This is a genomic window from Pedococcus sp. P2_D9, from assembly GCF_056404275.1.
In genome coordinates this window covers 21,634-38,203 of record NZ_JBFUEI010000017.1, presented here as the reverse complement: position 1 = coordinate 38,203, position 16,570 = coordinate 21,634, and the positions used below count along the sequence as shown (strand labels likewise).

The window sequence follows — 16,570 nt, the reverse complement described above, 5'->3', positions numbered from 1 at the left end:
ACCGGCTAGGACTGGACCAGCGTCACGGGCATCGAGGAGTCCGCGGGGAGCCCGAGGTCTGAGGGCGCTCGTCCCTTGAGCACCATCTGCGCCCCGAGCGATGCGACCATCGCACCGTTGTCGGTGCAGAGTCCGGGGCGCGGCACCCGCAGCGTGATGCCCGCCGCGTCGCAGCGCTCCTGGGCCATGGCGCGCAGCCGGCTGTTGGCCGCCACCCCACCACCGATCTGAAGGTTCGTGACGCCGTGCTCCTTGCAGGCCAGGACGGCCTTGCGGGTCAGCACGTCGGTGACCGCCTCCTGGAACGACGCGGCGACATCGGCCACCGGCACGGGCTCCCCCGCCGCCTCGCGCGCCTGCACCCAGCGGGCGACGGCGGTCTTGAGCCCCGAGAAGGAGAAGTCGAACCGGTAGCGCTCCATGTCGCGCCCGGTCGTCAGCCCGCGGGGGAAGTCGATCGCGAACCGGTCACCCTCACGCGCCATGCGGTCGATGGGCGGCCCGCCCGGGAAGGGCAGCCCGAGGACCCGCGCCACCTTGTCGAACGCCTCGCCCGCTGCGTCGTCGATCGTCGACCCCAACGACTGGATGTCGTGCGTGACATCGGGCACGAGCAGCAGGGACGAGTGCCCACCGGAGACGAGCAGGGCCAGGGTGGGTTCGGGCAGCGGGCCGTGCTCGACGATGTCGACGGCGACGTGCGACGCGAGGTGGTTGACGCCGTACAGCGGGACGCCGAGTGCGACTGCGAGCGACTTGGCGGCGGCCACACCCACCATCAAGGCGCCGGCGAGTCCGGGACCTGAGGTCACCGCGATCGCGTCCAGGTCGGCGAGCTTGATGCCCGCCTCGCGGGTGGCTCGCTCGATGGTCGGCACCATCGCCTCGAGGTGGGCACGGCTGGCCACCTCGGGCACCACGCCGCCGAACCTCGCGTGCTCGTCGACACTGCTGGCGATCGCGTCGACGAGCAGGGTCTCGCCCCGCACGATGCCCACGCCCGTCTCGTCGCAGGACGTCTCGAGCCCGAGGACGAGCGGCTGGTCGGCGCTCACGGCGCCACCTCCCGGAGGGTCAGCCGCATCACGTGGGCGTCCACGTCGCCAGGCTGGTAGTAGCGCCGACGCACGGTCAAGGTCTCGAATCCCCTTGCCTCATAGAGCTTTCGGGCCGGTTCGTTGTCGGCCCGCACCTCGAGCATGAGGTATGCCGCGTGGTCGGCCCTCGCGCGCGACACCAGCTCCTCGAGGAGCCGGCGACCCAGGCCGCGCCCCTGCGCGCGGGGCGCGACGGCCATGGTCATGACGTCCGCGACCTCGCCGCCGAGGTCGACGCCGGCATAGCCAACGATCATTCCGTCGGCGTCCTCCTCGACGACGTAGGAACGTCGGGGTCGGGCAGCGAGCTCGGCCCAGAGTGAGGCGGGCGTCCACGCATCATCGGGGAACAGCTCCCCCTCGAGGGCGACGACGTCGTCGAGGTCGGTCCAGTGCAGGTCTCGCATGGTCGTCGTCACCGCTTGGCCCGCTCGGCGGTGGTGAGCGCGTCGGGGCGGCGCAGGTAGAGCGGCTCCACGGGCAGCTCGAGGCCGGCGGCAAGTCGTTGCAGCGCAATGCCGCCCAGCAGCCCTGCCGAGACGTCGAGGACCTCGACCGGTCGGGGGAAGAGCTCGGGATAGAGCACGGGGCCACGACCGGCGGTGGGCAGCATCCGGTCCTCCTCGGGCACGTCCGCGGGACGCGCGACGGCCGGGTCGGTGAGGCGCACGGCCCGGTCCTCCTCAGGCTGGTCGAGGTCGACCCGGTAGCGAGCCCAGTAGACCTCCTTGCGTCGCGCGTCAGTGGCCACGAGGAACTCGCCGCCGCCGACCTCCTCCACCGCCTGCTGCGCCAGGGCGTCGAGGCTGCACACTCCGTGCACCGGGATTCCTCGGGCGTGCCCGAAGACCAGCCCGCTCACGATGCCGACCCGAAGCCCGGTGAAGGGCCCGGGACCGTTGCCCACGACGACGTCCGTCACGTCTGATGCGACAACCCCGGCACTGGCCATGAGGTCGCGCATGAGGGGCGCGACGCTCTCGGTGTGACCGCGCGGGTCGTCGGACCCTCCGAAGGCCCACCGCGAACCAACAGACACCGCCACGCTCACGGACGTGGACGTGTCGATCGACAGCACGACGCGGCTCATCCAGCCGCCCCCAGGGGCGTGAGGTCGGCATCGACCCATCGGGCGCCGTGGGTCTGGACTCGCGCCCGGCGGGTGTCCTCCCCGGACAGCGTGACCTCCAAGCGGTCGTCGGCGAGGTCCTCCGCGAGGCCGTGGCCCCATTCGACCACGGTCACCGACTCCTCCAGCGACGCGTCGAGGTCGAGGTCGTCGAGCTCGGCGAAGCCACCGAGTCGGTAGGCGTCGACGTGCACCAGTGCCGGCCCGCCCACCAGGGACGGGTGCACCCGCGCGATCACGAAGGTGGGTGAGGTGATCGGGCCACGCACGTCTACGCCCTCGGCGATGCCCTGCGTGAGCGTGGTCTTGCCGGCACCGAGCCCACCGGTGAGCACCACGAGGTCGCCGGCGGTCAGCAGGCGACCGAGGCGCACCCCCCACGACCGGGTGTCCTCCGCGGTGGGCAGGTCAGGGCTGGTCAGCTCAGGCACGGCCTTCTCCGCGTCGCGCCCTGGCGACCTTGCGACGCTTGGCGAGGTCGGTGACCGTGCGCCGGACCCGCGGCTTGCGTGCGACCCTCACACCCTCGGCGGCCGCCCGCATGCCTCGGTCGATGAGCGACTCGAACTGCTCGTTGAGCACCTCGGGGTGCTCGAGCATGATGATGTGCCCGGCCTCCTCGATCACGACGTGCTCAGCGCCCGGGATGAGGCGGACGATCTCCTCGCTGTGGTCGGGAGGGGTGAGGACGTCGTGAACTCCGTTGAGCACCAACACCTCAACGCCGTGGAAGTGCACGAGGGCATCGCGCTTGTCGTGCTGGTCGAAGGTCGGCAGGAAGTCCGCCATCACGTCGAGCGGGGTGCCGAAGATCATGTCTGCGGTCAGCCGGACGGCGATCGGAGGCACCGGCGAGGCGAAGCTCCACCGCTCGACCAGGAACTCCTCGATGTCACGACCGGCGCGCAGGGCCGTGCGGACCAGCCCGGGCCGGGACGAGAGGCGGTCAAGGACCCCCGGGCCGAAGCGGCCCACGAGCTTGCCGAAGTACTGGCCGAAGCCGAGCGACACCAGCTGGGCGCCACCCGCGCTGGTCGCGACGAACGCCGTCGCGACCACACGGTCGCGGATCAGGTCCGGGTCCTGGTCGGCGAGGGCCATCGTCGTCATGCCACCCATCGAGTGACCGATGAGGACGAGCTGCCCCTCGGGTGCGGCCTCCTCGATGACGCGGTGCAGGTCGCGGCCGAGCTGGTCGATGTCACAGGAGGCCTCGCTGCCCCGCCCCGAGCGCCCGTGCCCCCGCTGGTCCCACGCGACCACGCGGTGGCCGTCCCTGACCAGCGCCTTGCGCTGGAGGACCCAGCTCTCGAGGCTGAGGCAGAAGCCGTGGGAGAAGACCACCGTCGGCTTCTCGGGGGACGCGGTGTCGGCCGCCGGTTCGTCGATCTCGACGTGCAGGGGCACGCCGTCGTCGGCGACGACCACGAGCTCCTTGTCAGGCGTGTGGGCGTAGGCACCGACGGGGGCAAGGACCGACAGGCGCGCGTGGCGTTCCTTGCTGACCCGGCCCGCCGCGATGCCGGCGGCCGTGGCGACGCCGGCGGCGGCCAGACCGATGCCCAAGCCGGCCAGGCCGCGGTTCGTGGGGCTCACAGGTCGCCCCCGAGGTAGACCCGAGGCACCCTGGCGCCGACTCGCGTCACGATCTCGTAGTTGATGGTGTCGATCGCAGCTGCCCAGTCCTGCGCGGTGGGCTCCCCGGCCACTCCGACGCCGAAGAGGACGGCCTCGTCCCCAGCCTGCGCAGTGCTGTCGGGACCCAGGTCGAGGACGAACTGGTCCATGCAGACCCGTCCCGCCACGGCATACCGGCGTCCGCCGACCTGCACCGGTCCGACGCTGGTGGCGTGCCGCGGCACGCCGTCGCTGTAGCCCATCGGCACCAGCCCGAGCCTGGTCTCCTGGGTCGTGGTGTAGACGTGACCGTAGGACACCCCCTGTCCCGCAGGGGAGTCCTTCACGCTGGACAGCCGGGCGACGAGCCGCATGGCCTCACGTAGGCCGAAGTCCTCGGGCGCCCCCAGGTCGGGGACCGGAGAGAGCCCGTAGACGGAGACTCCCGGACGGACGAGGTCATAGTGGGCAGACGGGTTGGTGAGGGTGGCCGCCGAGTTGGCCAGGTGCCTCACCTCGGGCGTCAGGCCGGCGCGCTCCGCTTGGTCGAGGATCCCCTCGAACCGCTCCTGCTGGGCCTTGACCGTCGGGTGCTGCGGGGCGTCGGCGTAGGCGAAGTGGCTGAACAGCCCCACCAGCTCGACTGCCCGCTCGGCCTGGGCCGAGGCCAGCGTGGTCAGCAGCTCGTCCAGGTCGGAGTCCCAGGCGCCGTTGCGGCCCAGGCCGGTGTCGACCTTGAGGTGGACCCGCGCCGTTCGTCCCGTGGCGGTGGCGGCGGCCAGCACCTGGTCGAGGGCCCACGTCGTGGAGACGCCGAGGTCGATGCCGAGCTCGACGGCTTCGACGAAGTCCTGGCCGGGCACGTGCAGCCACGACAGCAGCGGCGCCTCGATCCCGGCGCGGCGCAGCTCGACGGCCTCGGGCAGCTGGGCCACACCGAGCCACGCGGCTCCACCGCGCAGGGCGGCGCGGGCACTGGGCACCAGGCCGTGGCCGTAGGCGTCGGCCTTGACGACCGCCATCACCTCGGCGTCGCCGGCCAGGCGCTTGAGGGCCGCGACGTTGGCGCTGATCGCGGACAGGTCCACCTGGGCGCACGCGGGCAGCCCCGGCGGGGCCGGGGCTGGGGGGGTGCTGATCGTGGTGTTGCTCATCGCCGTCCAGTCTTTCACGAGGGCGGGAGTCAGCGCGTGAGCAGGTGCGCGACCGTCGTGGGTATGCCGTGGGCGACGGCGAGTGCGCGCACCGGACCTCCGGGGTTGGCCCCGTCCGCGGCGACGCCGTGCACCAGAGCCCCCAGGCTGCCGGCGTCCAGCGGCGAGAGCCCCGCAGCGAGGAGGGCCCCGCAGACTCCGGCGAGCACGTCACCGGCTCCAGCCGTGGCGAGCCAGGGGGGTGCGTCGTTCTGGGAGCGGACCGGGAGACCTGACGCCGTGGGCGGCACGACGAGGGTGGTGGCGCCCTTGAGCAGGACGGTGGCGCCGGTGAGGTCGGCCGCGCGGCGGGCATGGCCGACCGGGTCCGCCTCGACCGCCTCACGGGTGTTCTCGGAGCTCTCGAGTCGGGTGAGCAGCCGGGACAGCTCGCCCGCGTGAGGGGTCAGCAGGGTGAGTCCTCCGCGCGTCCCGTCGACCAGGTCCAGGCCGCCAGCGTCGACGAGGACCGGCAGGTCGGAATCCAGGGCGGCGCGGGCGACATCGAGCTGGGCCTTGCTGCCCCGCGCCCGCGAGGCGGTGTCGAGCCCGGGGCCCACCACCCAGGCCTGAACGCGCCCTTCGCCGTGGACGGCCTCGGGGATGGCCGCCCGGACCAGGCCGGTCGGGGTTGGCGTGCCGACGTAGCGCAGCATGCCCAGGCCGGCACCGACCGCGGCCGTGCAGCACAGGATCGCCGCTCCCGTGTAGTCCTCACCGCCGGCGACCACTCCCAGGACACCGCGGGAGTACTTGTCGTCGGTGGCCGTGGGGACCGGCCAGAGGCGCGCCACGTCGGAGAAGTCGAGGCGTTCGACGTCGGGTGGACCGTCCAGCTCGAGCCCGATGTCGATGACCGTCAGCCGCCCGACGGCGGCCTCGGTCGCAGGGAGCAGGTGCACCGGCTTGGCCACGCCGAAGGTCACCGTCTCGTCGGCGAAAACCCCTGTGTCCGAAGCACTCTCACCCGCCGGGTCCTGACCCGACGGCAGGTCGACACTGACGACGTACGCCGACTCGGGGATGGCGTCGACCCACGCGACGGCAGCCTCCGGCAGTCCCGGTCTGCCTCCGATCCCCAGCAGCCCGTCGACGAGGAGGTCGGCGGTGGCGAGCGGGGCCGCCCAGTCGCCGTCCACGGCCACGACCCTCACGCCGGCCGCCTGCCACGAGGTCGCGTCGCCGATGCCCAGAGGCCAGTTCCCTTGCAGCGCAACGCAGTCGTAGCCGTCCTCCGCGAGGTGGGCCGCGGCATACAACGCATCTGCGCCGTTATTGCCCGGCCCGGCGAGGACCACGACGCGGGTGCCCCCGGAGGCTTCGAGTCGGGCACGGCACACCTCGGCGAGCCCTGCGGCTGCGCGTGCCATGAGCTCGCCATCGGCGAGCTCGCCCATCAGGGCTTGCTCGCCCTCGGCGAGCTCGCCCATCAGGGCTTCCTCGGCGGCGCGGACGCGCTGCGCCGACCAGGCTCTCAGCACTGCTCAGCCCTCCGCGATGACGACGGCCGAGGCGATCCCCGCGTCGTGCGACAGCGAGATGTGCATCGCGTGCACGCCGAGGGCCTCGGCGCGAGCCTCGACGGTGCCGGTGACCTGAAGGTGTGGGCGGCCGTCGTCGCCGCGTCGCACCGTGGCGTCGTGCCACTGGAGGCCGACGGGTGCGCCGAGAGCCTTGGCCAGCGCCTCCTTGGCGGCGAACCGCGCGGCGAGCGAGTTGAGCGGCAGGGAGCGCTCCTCGTCGGTGAACAGGCGGTCGAGCAGGCCGGGCGTGCGTTCGAGCGTCTGCCCGAAGCGCTCCACGTCGACGACGTCGATCCCGACCCCGACGATCACCTAGTGGCCGATCACTCGACGGTGACGCTCTTGGCGAGGTTGCGGGGCTGGTCGACGTCCAGGCCCTTGGCCGAGGACAGGTGCAGCGCGAAGACCTGCAGCGGAACGACGGTCAGCAGCGGCGCCAGCAGCGGCGACGTCGCGGGCACCCGGATCACCTCGTCGGCGAAGGGCACCACGTCCTCGTCACCGTCCTCGGCGACCACGATGGTGCGGGCGCCTCGGGCGCGGATCTCCTGGATGTTGGAGACGACCTTCTTGTGCAGCTCGTGCGGGGTGCCCGGGCCGGGGACCACGATGAAGACCGGCTGACCGGCCTCGATGAGGGCGATCGGGCCGTGCTTGAGCTCACCCGCGGCGAAGCCCTCGGCGTGGATGTAGGCGAGCTCCTTGAGCTTGAGCGCACCCTCGAGGGCAACGGGGAAGCCCACGTTGCGGCCGAGGAAGAGCACCGACCGCGTGTCGGCCATGAACCGGGCGATCTCCTTGACCCGGTCCATCCGGCCGAGCAGGTCCTCGAGCTTGGCCGGGATCTCGTGCAGCTCCTTCATCACCGACTGCGCGTCGTCGGCGAAGGTGCCGCCCCGCAGCTGCGCGAGGTAGAGCCCGAGGATGTAGCAGGCGGTGATCTGGGCGAGGAAGGCCTTGGTCGAGGCGACGGCGATCTCGGGACCGGCGTGCGTGTAGAGCACGGCGTCGGACTCGCGCGGGATGGTCGAGCCGTGCGTGTTGCAGATGGACAGGGTCAGCGCGCCCAGCTCGCGGGCGTGCTTGACGGCCATCAGGGTGTCCATCGTCTCGCCGGACTGGCTGATCGACACGACCAGCGTGCGTTCGGTGGCGATGGGGTCGCTGTAGCGGAACTCGTGGGCGAGGGAGACCTCGACCGGGATCCGGGTCCAGTGCTCGATGGCGTACTTGGCGACCATACCGGCGTAGGCCGCAGTGCCGCAGGCCACGATCGTGATTCGGTCGACGCCCCGCAGCTGGTCCTCGGTGATCGACATGTCGTCGAGCACCAGTCGCCCGTCGATGTCGGTGCGGCCCAGCAGGGTGTCGCCGACGGCGTGCGGCTGGTCGTAGATCTCCTTCTCCATGAACGTCGCGTAGCCACCCTTCTCGGCGGCGGCGGCGTCCCAGGTGACCTCGTAGTGCTTGCCCTCGGCGGGCGTGCCGTCGAAGTCGATCACCGAGTAGGAGTCGGGCGTGATCGTGACGATCTGGTCCTGGCCGAGCTCGAGGGCGTTGCGGGTGTGCCCGATGAAGGCCGCCACATCCGAGCCAAGGAAGTTCTCGCCCTCGCCCAGCCCCACGACGAGGGGGCTGTTCCGTCGGGCTCCGACGACGACGCCGGGGCTGTCGGCGTGCACCGCCAGCAGGGTGAAGGCGCCCTCCAGGCGGTTCACGACGTTCCGCATGGCCTCGGTGAGGTCCCCCGTGGTGGCGTACTCGCGGGCCACCAGTTGGGCTGCGACCTCGGTGTCGGTCTCGCTCTCGAAGGTCGCGCCGTCGGCGAGGAGGGCGTTCTTGAGCTGGTGGAAGTTCTCGATGATGCCGTTGTGGATGAGGGCGAGCTTGCCGTCCTCACCGGCGCGGTGCGGGTGGGCGTTCCGGTCGGTCGGCCCGCCGTGCGTCGCCCAGCGGGTGTGACCGATGCCCGTCGTCGCGCCCGGGAGGTGGTCCGCGTCCAGCGCCTCCTGGAGGTTGACCAGCTTGCCGGCGCGCTTCTCGCTCGAGACCCCGTCGGTCGTGACCAGGGCGACGCCCGCCGAGTCGTAGCCCCGGTACTCGAGGCGGGCCAGCCCCTCCATCACGACGTCCAGCGCTTTGCCGTCCGCGTTCGGGCCGACGTATCCGACGATTCCGCACATGGGAGGCAGCCTAACCGTCGACCGCCTCGCGGACTGCATCCAAGGGTCTGCGAGCCCGTGAGCAAGAATGGCGCCCGTGAGCCACCCCGCGAACGGCAACGGCGCCCTTCCCTCGCCCTACGTCGAGCTGGACCGTGCCGCCTGGGCCCGCCTGCGGGAGAACCAGCCGCTCAACCTCGACGCCGACGACGTGAGCCGGGTCCAGGGGCTGGGCGAGCGGGTCGACCTCGCCGAGGTTGAGGAGGTCTACCTCCCCCTCTCGCGACTCCTCAACTTCTACGTCGGCGCCACGGCCGGCCTGCACCGGATCACGGGCGACTTCCTCGGCGAGAGCCCCGCCAAGACGCCCTTCGTGATCGGCGTCGCGGGGTCGGTTGCCGTGGGCAAGTCCACGACCGCGCGCCTGCTCAAGGAGCTGCTGTCCCGCTGGCCGGGGACGCCCGAGGTCGAGCTCATTACGACCGACGGGTTCCTCTACCCCAATGCCGAGCTCGAGCGTCGGAACCTGCTGCAACGCAAGGGTTTTCCCGAGTCCTACAACCGTCGAGCGCTGCTGCGGTTCGTGGCGGAGGTCAAGTCCGGCAAGGCCGAGGTCAGCGCCCCGGTCTACTCACACCTGACCTACGACATCGTCCCCGGCGAGCGCGTCGTCGTCCGCCAGCCCGACGTGCTCATCGTGGAAGGCCTCAACGTCCTGCAGGCGCCGCGGCTCCAGGACGACGGACGCACCGGTCTGGCCGTGAGCGACTTCTTCGACTTCTCGGTCTACGTGGACGCCCACCTCGACGACATCCGGCAGTGGTACGTCGAGCGGTTCCTGCGCCTCCGCGAGACGGCCTTCGCCGATCCCCACTCGTACTTCCACCGCTACGCCGTGCTGTCCGACGAGCAGGCCCGCGACACCGCCGCGCGGATCTGGCGGGAGATCAACGAGGTCAACCTGCGCGAGAACGTGCTGCCCACCCGCAGCAGAGCGACCCTGGTGCTGGCCAAGGGCAAGGACCACAGCGTGCGTCGGATCCGCCTCCGCAAGCTCTAGCCACACGCCGCGGAGCCGACCACGCGGCCTACCTCACCCGAGGGCTGGGCTCGGGCGCATGATGGGGGTATGCCGTCCGCTTCCGACCGCGAGCAACCCACCGCCCCTGCCACGCGCACCGAGCACGACTCGATGGGGGACGTGGAGGTGCCCGCCGACGCCCTGTGGGGCGCCCAGACCGCGCGTGCGGTCGAGAACTTCCCCATCTCCGGGCAGCCTGTTCCCGCCGGGGTGATCCACGCGCTCGCCCTGCTCAAGGCCGCCGCCGCCGAGGTCAACGCCGAGCTCGGGGTGGTCGAGCCCGCCATGGCTCGGGCCATCGCGGCCGCTGCCTCCGAGGTGGCGCAGGGCGGGCACGACGACCAGTTCCCCATCGACGTCTTCCAGACGGGGTCGGGCACGTCGACCAACATGAACGTCAACGAGGTCGTCGCCCGGATCGCGCACCTGGCCACCGGCGACGCCGTCCACCCCAACGACCACGTCAACGCCGGGCAGTCGAGCAACGACACGTTCCCGAGTGCGCTGCGCATCGCGGCCACCCTGGCCGTGCACCGCGACCTCGCACCCAGCCTGAGGCACCTCGCCAAGGTGTTGCGGGCCAAGGAGACCCAGTTCGCCGAGGTCGTCAAGGCCGGCCGCACGCACCTCATGGACGCGGTGCCGGTCACGCTCGGACAGGAGTTCGGCGGCTATGCCAGGCAGGTCGAGCTCGGTGCCGAACGGGTCATCGCGGCAGCGCAGGCGACGGCGGAGCTGCCCCTCGGCGGCACGGCGGCCGGGACCGGCCTGAACGCGGCACCGGGGTTCGCGCCGGCCGTCATCGAGCGGGTGAGCAGCCAGACCCGGGTGGACTTCCGGGAGGCCGCCGACCACTTCGAGGCCCAGTCCGCGCAGGATGCCGTCGTCGAGCTCAGCGGGGCGCTCAAGGTCGTCGCCGTGAGCCTGACCAAGATCTGCAACGACCTGCGCTGGATGTCCTCCGGTCCACGGTCGGGTCTCGGCGAGATCCACCTGCCCGACCTGCAGCCCGGGTCGAGCATCATGCCCGGCAAGGTCAACCCGGTGCTGCCGGAGGCCACCCTGATGGCCTGCGCCCAGGTCATCGGCAACGACACGACCATCACGGTGGCCGGCGCCTCGGGCGCCTTCGAGCTCAACGTCATGCTGCCCGTCATGGCACGCAACATCCTCGAGTCCGCGTCACTGCTGGCAGCGACATCCAGGCTGCTGGCCGACCGGTGCGTCGCGGGTATCGAGGCGGACGTCGAGCGCGCCAAGGACCTGGCCGAGGGCTCTCCGTCGATCGTCACCCCGCTGAACCGCTACATCGGCTATGAGGCCGCCGCCGCCGTGGCCAAGCAGTCGATCAAGGAGCGACGCTCCATCCGCGACGTCGTGATCGAGCGCGGCCACGTGGCCAGCGGCGAGCTCACCGAGCAGCAGCTCGACGAAGCGCTCGACGTGCTCGCCATGACCCGACCGCCACGCTGAGCGGTGTGACTCAGTACCAGTGCGGGGAGCGGCTCTGCCACGCGTTCAACGCGCCACACGGCGTGCCGTACGAGCTTTTGATGTACTGCAGGCCCCAGCGGATCTGGGTGGCCGGGTTGGTCAGGTAGTCCGAGGCGACGGTGCCCATCTTGGAGGCGGGCAGCGACTGCGGGATGCCGTAGGCGCCGGACGAGGAGTTGGTGGCCTTGTAGTTCCAGCCGCTCTCGCCCATCCAGAGGCTGTCGAGGCAGCTCCACTGGCCCTGGTCGAACCCGAACTCGGGGAGGAGCGCGCGAGCAGCGGCGCGGGGGTCGCTCTGGGCGTTCTCGAGGATGGCCTGCTTCTTGGCCTCGAGCGCCTTGCGGGCCTTGTCGCGGGCCACCTTCTCGGCGGCCTCGCGGCGCGCGGTGGCGGCGGCCTGGGCCGCGGCGATCGCGGCGATGCGGTCCTTCTCCTGGGCCGCGGCCATGCTCGCGTTCGTCTCGTTGCGGTCAGCGGCCAGCCGAGCGGTGTCCTCGATCTGGGCATCGGCGAGCTCGTTGGCCTGGGCGATGGCCTCGGTGCTCACTGTGAACGCGGCAGCGCCGGTCTGTCGCTGGTCCGCCGCCTGGTAGCCGGCAGCGGTCGTGGCGATGACCGCGAGCAGCACGCTCGAGGTCACCGCGGGGCGACGGATCGCCTTGGTGAGGCCGGAGGATCGAGAGGCTTTCCTGCCGTGGGCCGCACCGTTGCGGTGCCGTCCCTGGTAGGGCTGACTCATACGGGTTCCTCCAAAGGAAAGGCCACCGCATGCGTGGTGGCCTTTGTCGATGCCGGGGGGTGTCGTTGCCAAGTCGCCCAACAGGCTTGCTACAGCCCAACAGACAGCGTCCCGGCACGTTATGAAACCGAGACTTTACCCGACCTTGGAAGTCGAACTCCAATCGCCTTCATACCACTGGTGCTCCTGTGACAGGTGTGACACCAGATTCACCCATTTGGGGGAGGCACACCGCCCTCTGAGCAGGGCGGTGTGCCTCCGGACACATCGGCAAGCGACTCCGCGCCAGGCGTCCCTCAGACCTCGAGTCCCTCGAGCAGGTCGGTCACCAGCGCCGCGATCGGGCTGCGCTCGCTGCGGGTGAGGGTGACGTGGGCGAACAGCGGGTGCCCCTTGAGCGCCTCGATGACAGCGGCCACCCCGTCGTGCCGACCGACCCGCAGGTTGTCCCGCTGCGCGACGTCGTGCGTCAGCACCACCCGTGAGTTCTGGCCGATGCGCGAGAGCACGGTGAGCAGCACGTTGCGCTCCAGGCTCTGCGCCTCGTCGACGATGACGAACGCGTCGTGCAGCGAGCGACCCCGGATGTGGGTCAGCGGCAGGACCTCGAGCATGCCCCGGTCCATGATCTCCTCGACGACCTCGTGCGAGACCAGCGCTCCCAGGGTGTCGAAGACCGCCTGGGCCCACGGGCCCATCTTCTCGGACTCCGAACCCGGCAGGTACCCAAGCTCCTGGCCCCCCACGGCATACAGGGGGCGGAAGACGACGACCTTGCGGTGCTGGCGCCGCTCCATGACCGCCTCGATGCCGGCGCAGAGCGCCAGCGCGGACTTGCCGGTGCCGGCCCGCCCGCCCAGGGAGACGATGCCCACGTCGGGGTCGAGCAGGATGTCGAGGGCGATCCGCTGCTCGGCGCTGCGGCCGTGCAGCCCGAACGCGTCGCGGTCGCCGCGCACCAGCCGGATCTGCTTGTCGGCGCCGACCCGCCCCAGACCGCTTCCCCGCGGCGAGAGCAGGACCAGGCCGGTGTGGCAGGGCATCTCGGCGGCCGCCGCGTTCTCGATGCGGCCGTGCTCGTAGAGGGAGTCCATCTCGACGGTGGTGACGTCGAGCTCGGCCATGCCGGTCCAGCCGGAGTCGACGGCGAGCTCGGCGCGGTACTCCTCCGCGTCGAGCCCGACGGCCGACGCCTTGACCCGCATCGGCAGGTCCTTGCTGACGACGGTGACGGCGAACCCCTCGTCGGACAGGTTCTTGGCGACCGACAGGATCCGGGTGTCGTTGTCCCCCAGCCGGAAGCCGGCCGGCAGCGAGCTCGGGTCGGTGTGGTTGAGCTCGACGCGCAGGGTGCCCCCCACGTCCCCGACGGCCACGGGGGCATCGAGCCGCCCCTCGCTCATGCGCAGGTCGTCGAGCAGCCGCAACGCCTGCCTCGCGAAGTACCCCAGCTCCGGGTGGTGCCGCTTGGCCTCGAGCTCGGTGACGACCACGACCGGGAGCACGACCTCGTGCTCCTTGAACCGCAGCATGGCGCGCGGGTCGGACAGCAGGACAGAGGTGTCGAGCACGAACGTCCGGAACGCGGGCGCCTGGGGCTTGCCCTTCACCTTCGGCACCGGCATGGCGCGAGAGGCCCCTGGGGTGACCGAGGTGCTGGCGGTGCGCGGCGATGAGCTGAAGGAGGTACGACGGGTGCTGTCGTGGTTCGAGGCCAATGTCTCTCCTTGGCACAGCGCGCGCTTCGGCGCGATGCGCCTACTCGCGAACGAGGTGCCGGGACCAGGCTCTCCCACTGCGGTGGAGCCGGTTCCGGCCCTCCGCTCGGAGCTGGATTCGCTCCATAGGTCGGCCTCCCCGAACGTGGGACGGGTGCCCCGCGTCACTACGGACGGTACGACCGTGTGCGGCTTCCACGACGCAACCACGCCGCATGTCCTCAGATGTCATCCAGAGTTGACCCGACCGGCCGAGGGAGCCCTCGGGCGTTGGTATGCCACGTGGTCGCCCAGTTGCCCGTGAGCTCCCGGTCTGCGGCCAGCTGCTAGCTGCCGAACCTGCGGTTGCGCTCGGCGTAGGCCCGCAGGGCGCGGAGGAAGTCGACGTGCCGGAAGTCAGGCCAGTAGGCCTCGCAGAAGTAGAACTCGCTGTGCGCGCTCTGCCAGAGCAGGAAGCCGGACAGCCGCTGCTCGCCCGACGTGCGGATGACGAGGTCGGGGTCCGGCTGACCCTTGGTGTAGAGGTGCTCGGCGATGTGCTCGACCTGGAGCGTCTCGGCCAGCTCCTCGATCGTGGTGCCGTTCGCGGCGTGCGCGACGAGCATCGACCGGACGGCGTCGGTGATCTCCTGGCGTCCGCCGTACCCCACGGCGACGTTGACCGTCATGCCCTTGACGCCCTCGGTGAGGTCGGCGCTCTCCTTGAGGCGGCGCGCGGTCTCGGCCGGCAGGAGGTCCAGCGACCCGACCGGGTTGATCACCCAGCGCTTGGTCTGGGCCAGGTCGCTCACGGTGTTCTCGATGATCGACAGCAGTGGGACCACCTCGGCCGCAGGCCTGCTGAGGTTGTCGGTGGACAGCAGCCACAGGGTGACCACCTCGACCCGCGCCTCCTCGCACCAGTCCAGGAATCCGGCGATGTTGTCCGCTCCGGCCTGGTGCCCTTCCTTGGTGCCGTGGCCACGGGCCTTGGCCCAGCGGCGGTTGCCGTCGAGCATCACGCCGACGTGCCGGGGAAGGGTCTCCCGCGAAAGGCGACGACTCAGTCGTCGCTCGTACGCGGCATACAGGAGGTCGGACAACGCCACGGCCACTCCTCGCCTTCTCCCGAACTGCACTCGACCCTCTCGGTCCCAACGCACCACGCTACCCCCGCGCGCCCCGCGCGGTCAGGCAGGATGGCGACCATGTCGCTCGCTCCCGGATCCTTCTACGACCTCGACGCGACGGAGGTGGGAAGCAGCACCGTGACCGCCACGCCCCACACGGCGGGACCGTGGTCGGCGGACGCCCAGCACGGTGGGCCACCCATGGCACTGATGGCGCGTGAGGCGGAGCGCGTGGGCGACGGGTCGCGGGTGGTCGCGCGGGTGACCTGCGACCTGCTCGGACCGGTACCGGTGGGGAGGCTGCGGGTGACCGCGCGTGTGGCCCGCCCCGGGCGGTCCGTGGAGCTGGTCGAGTGCGAGCTCGTCGACGTGGCCACCGGGCGTCCGGTGGCGCGGGCGGCACTGTGGCTGGTGCCGCGCGTCGAGTCGGGGCCGGGGACGGGGCTTCCCGTGCCCCCGCCGGGACACGCCGAGGGCGTCCAGCACGGTATGCCGCGTGGCTGGCACCCCGGGTACCTCGACGCGATCGAGTGGTCGTGGGTCGACGGCGCTCTGGAGCACCCCGGACCGGCCACGGTCTGGATGCGTCCGCGCGTGACCCTCGTGCCCGGCGAGCCGCTGTCACCGCTCCAGCGGTTCCTCGTGTGCGTCGACTCCGCCTCGGGGGCCAGCGCGGCCCTGGACATTCGCGACTGGCAGTTCATGAACACCGAGCTCACCGGCCACCTGGTCCGCGAACCCGGCGGGGAGTGGATCGGCCTGCGCGCTCAGACCATCCTGGGCGGCGCCGCCGCAGGCCTGGCGCAGGCCGAGGTGTTCGACGAGCACGGCTTCGTGGGCCGGACGGCGCAGGCGCTGCTGGTGCGACCGGCGGTGGCGGTGGGTGCGGCTCCTGCGGCCAGCGATGCTGGAGTGACGGACGGTCGATCTCCGAGCCCCGCCTGAGGCCGACCTCACAACCTACGCTCAGGTAACCTACGCAACCGTAGGTTACAGTGGTGGCATGACTACGGCACCCGCCCCTCGCTCCCAGCAGGGCCCACTCGAGTCAGTCGTCGCTGCGGTGAAGCCGCACCTGCGCGGCTGGCTGCACGCCGGCATGGTCCCCCTCGCCCTCGCGGCAGGCATCGTCCTGATCGCCCTGGCCCCCACGACTCCCGCGCGCATCGCCGCCGCGGTCTTCAGCGTCACCGCCTGGCTCCTGTTCGGCACCTCTGCGGTCTACCACCGCGGCAACTGGTCGCCGAAGGTCGCCGGCATCCTGAAGCGGATGGACCACTCCAACATCTTCCTGATCATCGCCGGCACCTACACGCCCTTCACGCTCCTGCTCCCCCGCGACGACGCCCGGACCATGCTGATCATCGTGTGGTCCGGTGCCATCGCCGGAGTGCTGTTCCGCGTCTTCTGGGTCGGCGCCCCCCGCTGGCTCTACACCCCGGTCTACGTCGCGCTCGGGTGGGTCGCGGTCTTCTACCTCGGCCCGCTCCTCAAGTTCGGCGGTCCGGTCATCGTCACCCTGATCGCCGTCGGCGGCCTGCTGTACACGCTGGGGGCCCTCGTCTACGGCATCAAGCGGCCGAACCCCTCACCGCGCTGGTTCGGGTTCCACGAGATCTTCCACACCCTGACCGTCGCCGCGTTCACGGTGCACTACATCGCGGCGTCCATGACGGTCTACGGCGCCGGCGCCGGCTCACCCAGCTGA

16 protein-coding genes are annotated in these 16,570 nt (G+C 71.3%); 4 read left to right on the top strand and 12 right to left on the bottom strand.

Translation table 11 applies throughout. The annotated features are described in order from the left end of the window. Nucleotides 1-5 precede the first annotated feature (5 nt). Genes tsaD through glmS form a run of 9 tightly spaced genes read right to left on the bottom strand, consistent with a single transcriptional unit; the run spans nucleotide 6 to nucleotide 8,742 of the window. Entirely contained in the window at nucleotides 6-1,055 is a 1,050-nt protein-coding gene (gene tsaD / locus AC1DXJ_RS19550) for a tRNA (adenosine(37)-N6)-threonylcarbamoyltransferase complex transferase subunit TsaD (RefSeq protein WP_477614759.1), read from the bottom strand. Further along, the gene (gene rimI, locus AC1DXJ_RS19545) at nucleotides 1,052-1,516 is read right to left on the bottom strand and encodes a ribosomal protein S18-alanine N-acetyltransferase (RefSeq protein WP_477637774.1); all 465 of its coding nucleotides are present in this window, start codon (nucleotides 1,514-1,516) and stop codon (nucleotides 1,052-1,054) included. The genes tsaD and rimI overlap by 4 nt, the downstream gene beginning before the upstream one ends. Beyond that, entirely contained in the window at nucleotides 1,513-2,187 is a 675-nt protein-coding gene (gene tsaB / locus AC1DXJ_RS19540) for a tRNA (adenosine(37)-N6)-threonylcarbamoyltransferase complex dimerization subunit type 1 TsaB (protein ID WP_477637773.1), read from the bottom strand. The genes rimI and tsaB overlap by 4 nt, the downstream gene beginning before the upstream one ends. Next, on the bottom strand, nucleotides 2,184-2,657 hold the full coding sequence (tsaE, locus tag AC1DXJ_RS19535) for a tRNA (adenosine(37)-N6)-threonylcarbamoyltransferase complex ATPase subunit type 1 TsaE (RefSeq protein WP_477637772.1): 474 nt from the start codon (nucleotides 2,655-2,657) through the stop codon (nucleotides 2,184-2,186). Before tsaE ends, tsaB begins: the two co-directional genes overlap by 4 nt. Further along, on the bottom strand, nucleotides 2,650-3,822 hold the full coding sequence (locus AC1DXJ_RS19530; protein WP_477637771.1) for an alpha/beta fold hydrolase: 1,173 nt from the start codon (nucleotides 3,820-3,822) through the stop codon (nucleotides 2,650-2,652). Before AC1DXJ_RS19530 ends, tsaE begins: the two co-directional genes overlap by 8 nt. Then, nucleotides 3,819-4,997, bottom strand: a complete 1,179-nt coding sequence (gene alr / locus AC1DXJ_RS19525; RefSeq protein WP_477637770.1) for an alanine racemase — start codon at nucleotides 4,995-4,997, stop codon at nucleotides 3,819-3,821. The genes AC1DXJ_RS19530 and alr overlap by 4 nt, the downstream gene beginning before the upstream one ends. Nucleotides 4,998-5,026: 29 nt before the next feature. Further along, complete coding sequence (locus tag AC1DXJ_RS19520; RefSeq protein WP_477637769.1) at nucleotides 5,027-6,517, bottom strand: bifunctional ADP-dependent NAD(P)H-hydrate dehydratase/NAD(P)H-hydrate epimerase; 1,491 nt, start codon at nucleotides 6,515-6,517, stop codon at nucleotides 5,027-5,029. Between the two features lie 3 nt (nucleotides 6,518-6,520). Beyond that, complete coding sequence (locus AC1DXJ_RS19515) at nucleotides 6,521-6,871, bottom strand: holo-ACP synthase (protein WP_179421791.1); 351 nt, start codon at nucleotides 6,869-6,871, stop codon at nucleotides 6,521-6,523. An 11-nt stretch (nucleotides 6,872-6,882) separates the two neighbouring features. Continuing rightward, nucleotides 6,883-8,742, bottom strand: coding sequence for a glutamine--fructose-6-phosphate transaminase (isomerizing) (gene glmS, locus AC1DXJ_RS19510; protein WP_477637768.1), 1,860 nt, complete (start codon nucleotides 8,740-8,742; stop codon nucleotides 6,883-6,885). A 67-nt stretch (nucleotides 8,743-8,809) separates the two neighbouring features. Between glmS and coaA the strand changes: the two genes are divergently transcribed. Further along, nucleotides 8,810-9,781, top strand: a complete 972-nt coding sequence (gene coaA, locus AC1DXJ_RS19505) for a type I pantothenate kinase (RefSeq protein WP_477637767.1) — start codon at nucleotides 8,810-8,812, stop codon at nucleotides 9,779-9,781. Nucleotides 9,782-9,850: 69 nt separating this feature from the next. Further along, a complete protein-coding gene (locus AC1DXJ_RS19500; RefSeq protein WP_477637766.1) occupies nucleotides 9,851-11,275 on the top strand; it encodes a class II fumarate hydratase in 1,425 nt (474 codons plus the stop codon). A 10-nt stretch (nucleotides 11,276-11,285) separates the two neighbouring features. Here the strand turns inward: AC1DXJ_RS19500 and AC1DXJ_RS19495 are convergent, their stop codons facing one another. The 3 genes from AC1DXJ_RS19495 to AC1DXJ_RS19485 all read right to left on the bottom strand — a co-directional run bounded on the left by AC1DXJ_RS19495 (nucleotide 11,286) and on the right by AC1DXJ_RS19485 (nucleotide 14,841). Beyond that, nucleotides 11,286-12,035, bottom strand: a complete 750-nt coding sequence (locus AC1DXJ_RS19495) for an aggregation-promoting factor C-terminal-like domain-containing protein (RefSeq protein ID WP_477614749.1) — start codon at nucleotides 12,033-12,035, stop codon at nucleotides 11,286-11,288. A gap of 296 nt (nucleotides 12,036-12,331) precedes the next feature. Beyond that, nucleotides 12,332-13,660 carry a PhoH family protein gene (locus tag AC1DXJ_RS19490; protein WP_477614748.1) on the bottom strand — a complete coding sequence of 443 codons (1,329 nt, stop codon included), beginning with the start codon at nucleotides 13,658-13,660 and terminating at the stop codon, nucleotides 12,332-12,334. A gap of 419 nt (nucleotides 13,661-14,079) precedes the next feature. Continuing rightward, entirely contained in the window at nucleotides 14,080-14,841 is a 762-nt protein-coding gene (locus AC1DXJ_RS19485; protein ID WP_477614747.1) for an isoprenyl transferase, read from the bottom strand. 99 nt (nucleotides 14,842-14,940) lie between these two features. On the opposite strand from AC1DXJ_RS19485, the gene AC1DXJ_RS19480 reads away from it, so the two are divergent. After that, nucleotides 14,941-15,807 carry a thioesterase family protein gene (locus AC1DXJ_RS19480; protein WP_477637765.1) on the top strand — a complete coding sequence of 289 codons (867 nt, stop codon included), beginning with the start codon at nucleotides 14,941-14,943 and terminating at the stop codon, nucleotides 15,805-15,807. Between the two features lie 58 nt (nucleotides 15,808-15,865). Next, nucleotides 15,866-16,570, top strand: coding sequence for a PAQR family membrane homeostasis protein TrhA (trhA, locus tag AC1DXJ_RS19475; protein ID WP_477614745.1), 705 nt, complete (start codon nucleotides 15,866-15,868; stop codon nucleotides 16,568-16,570).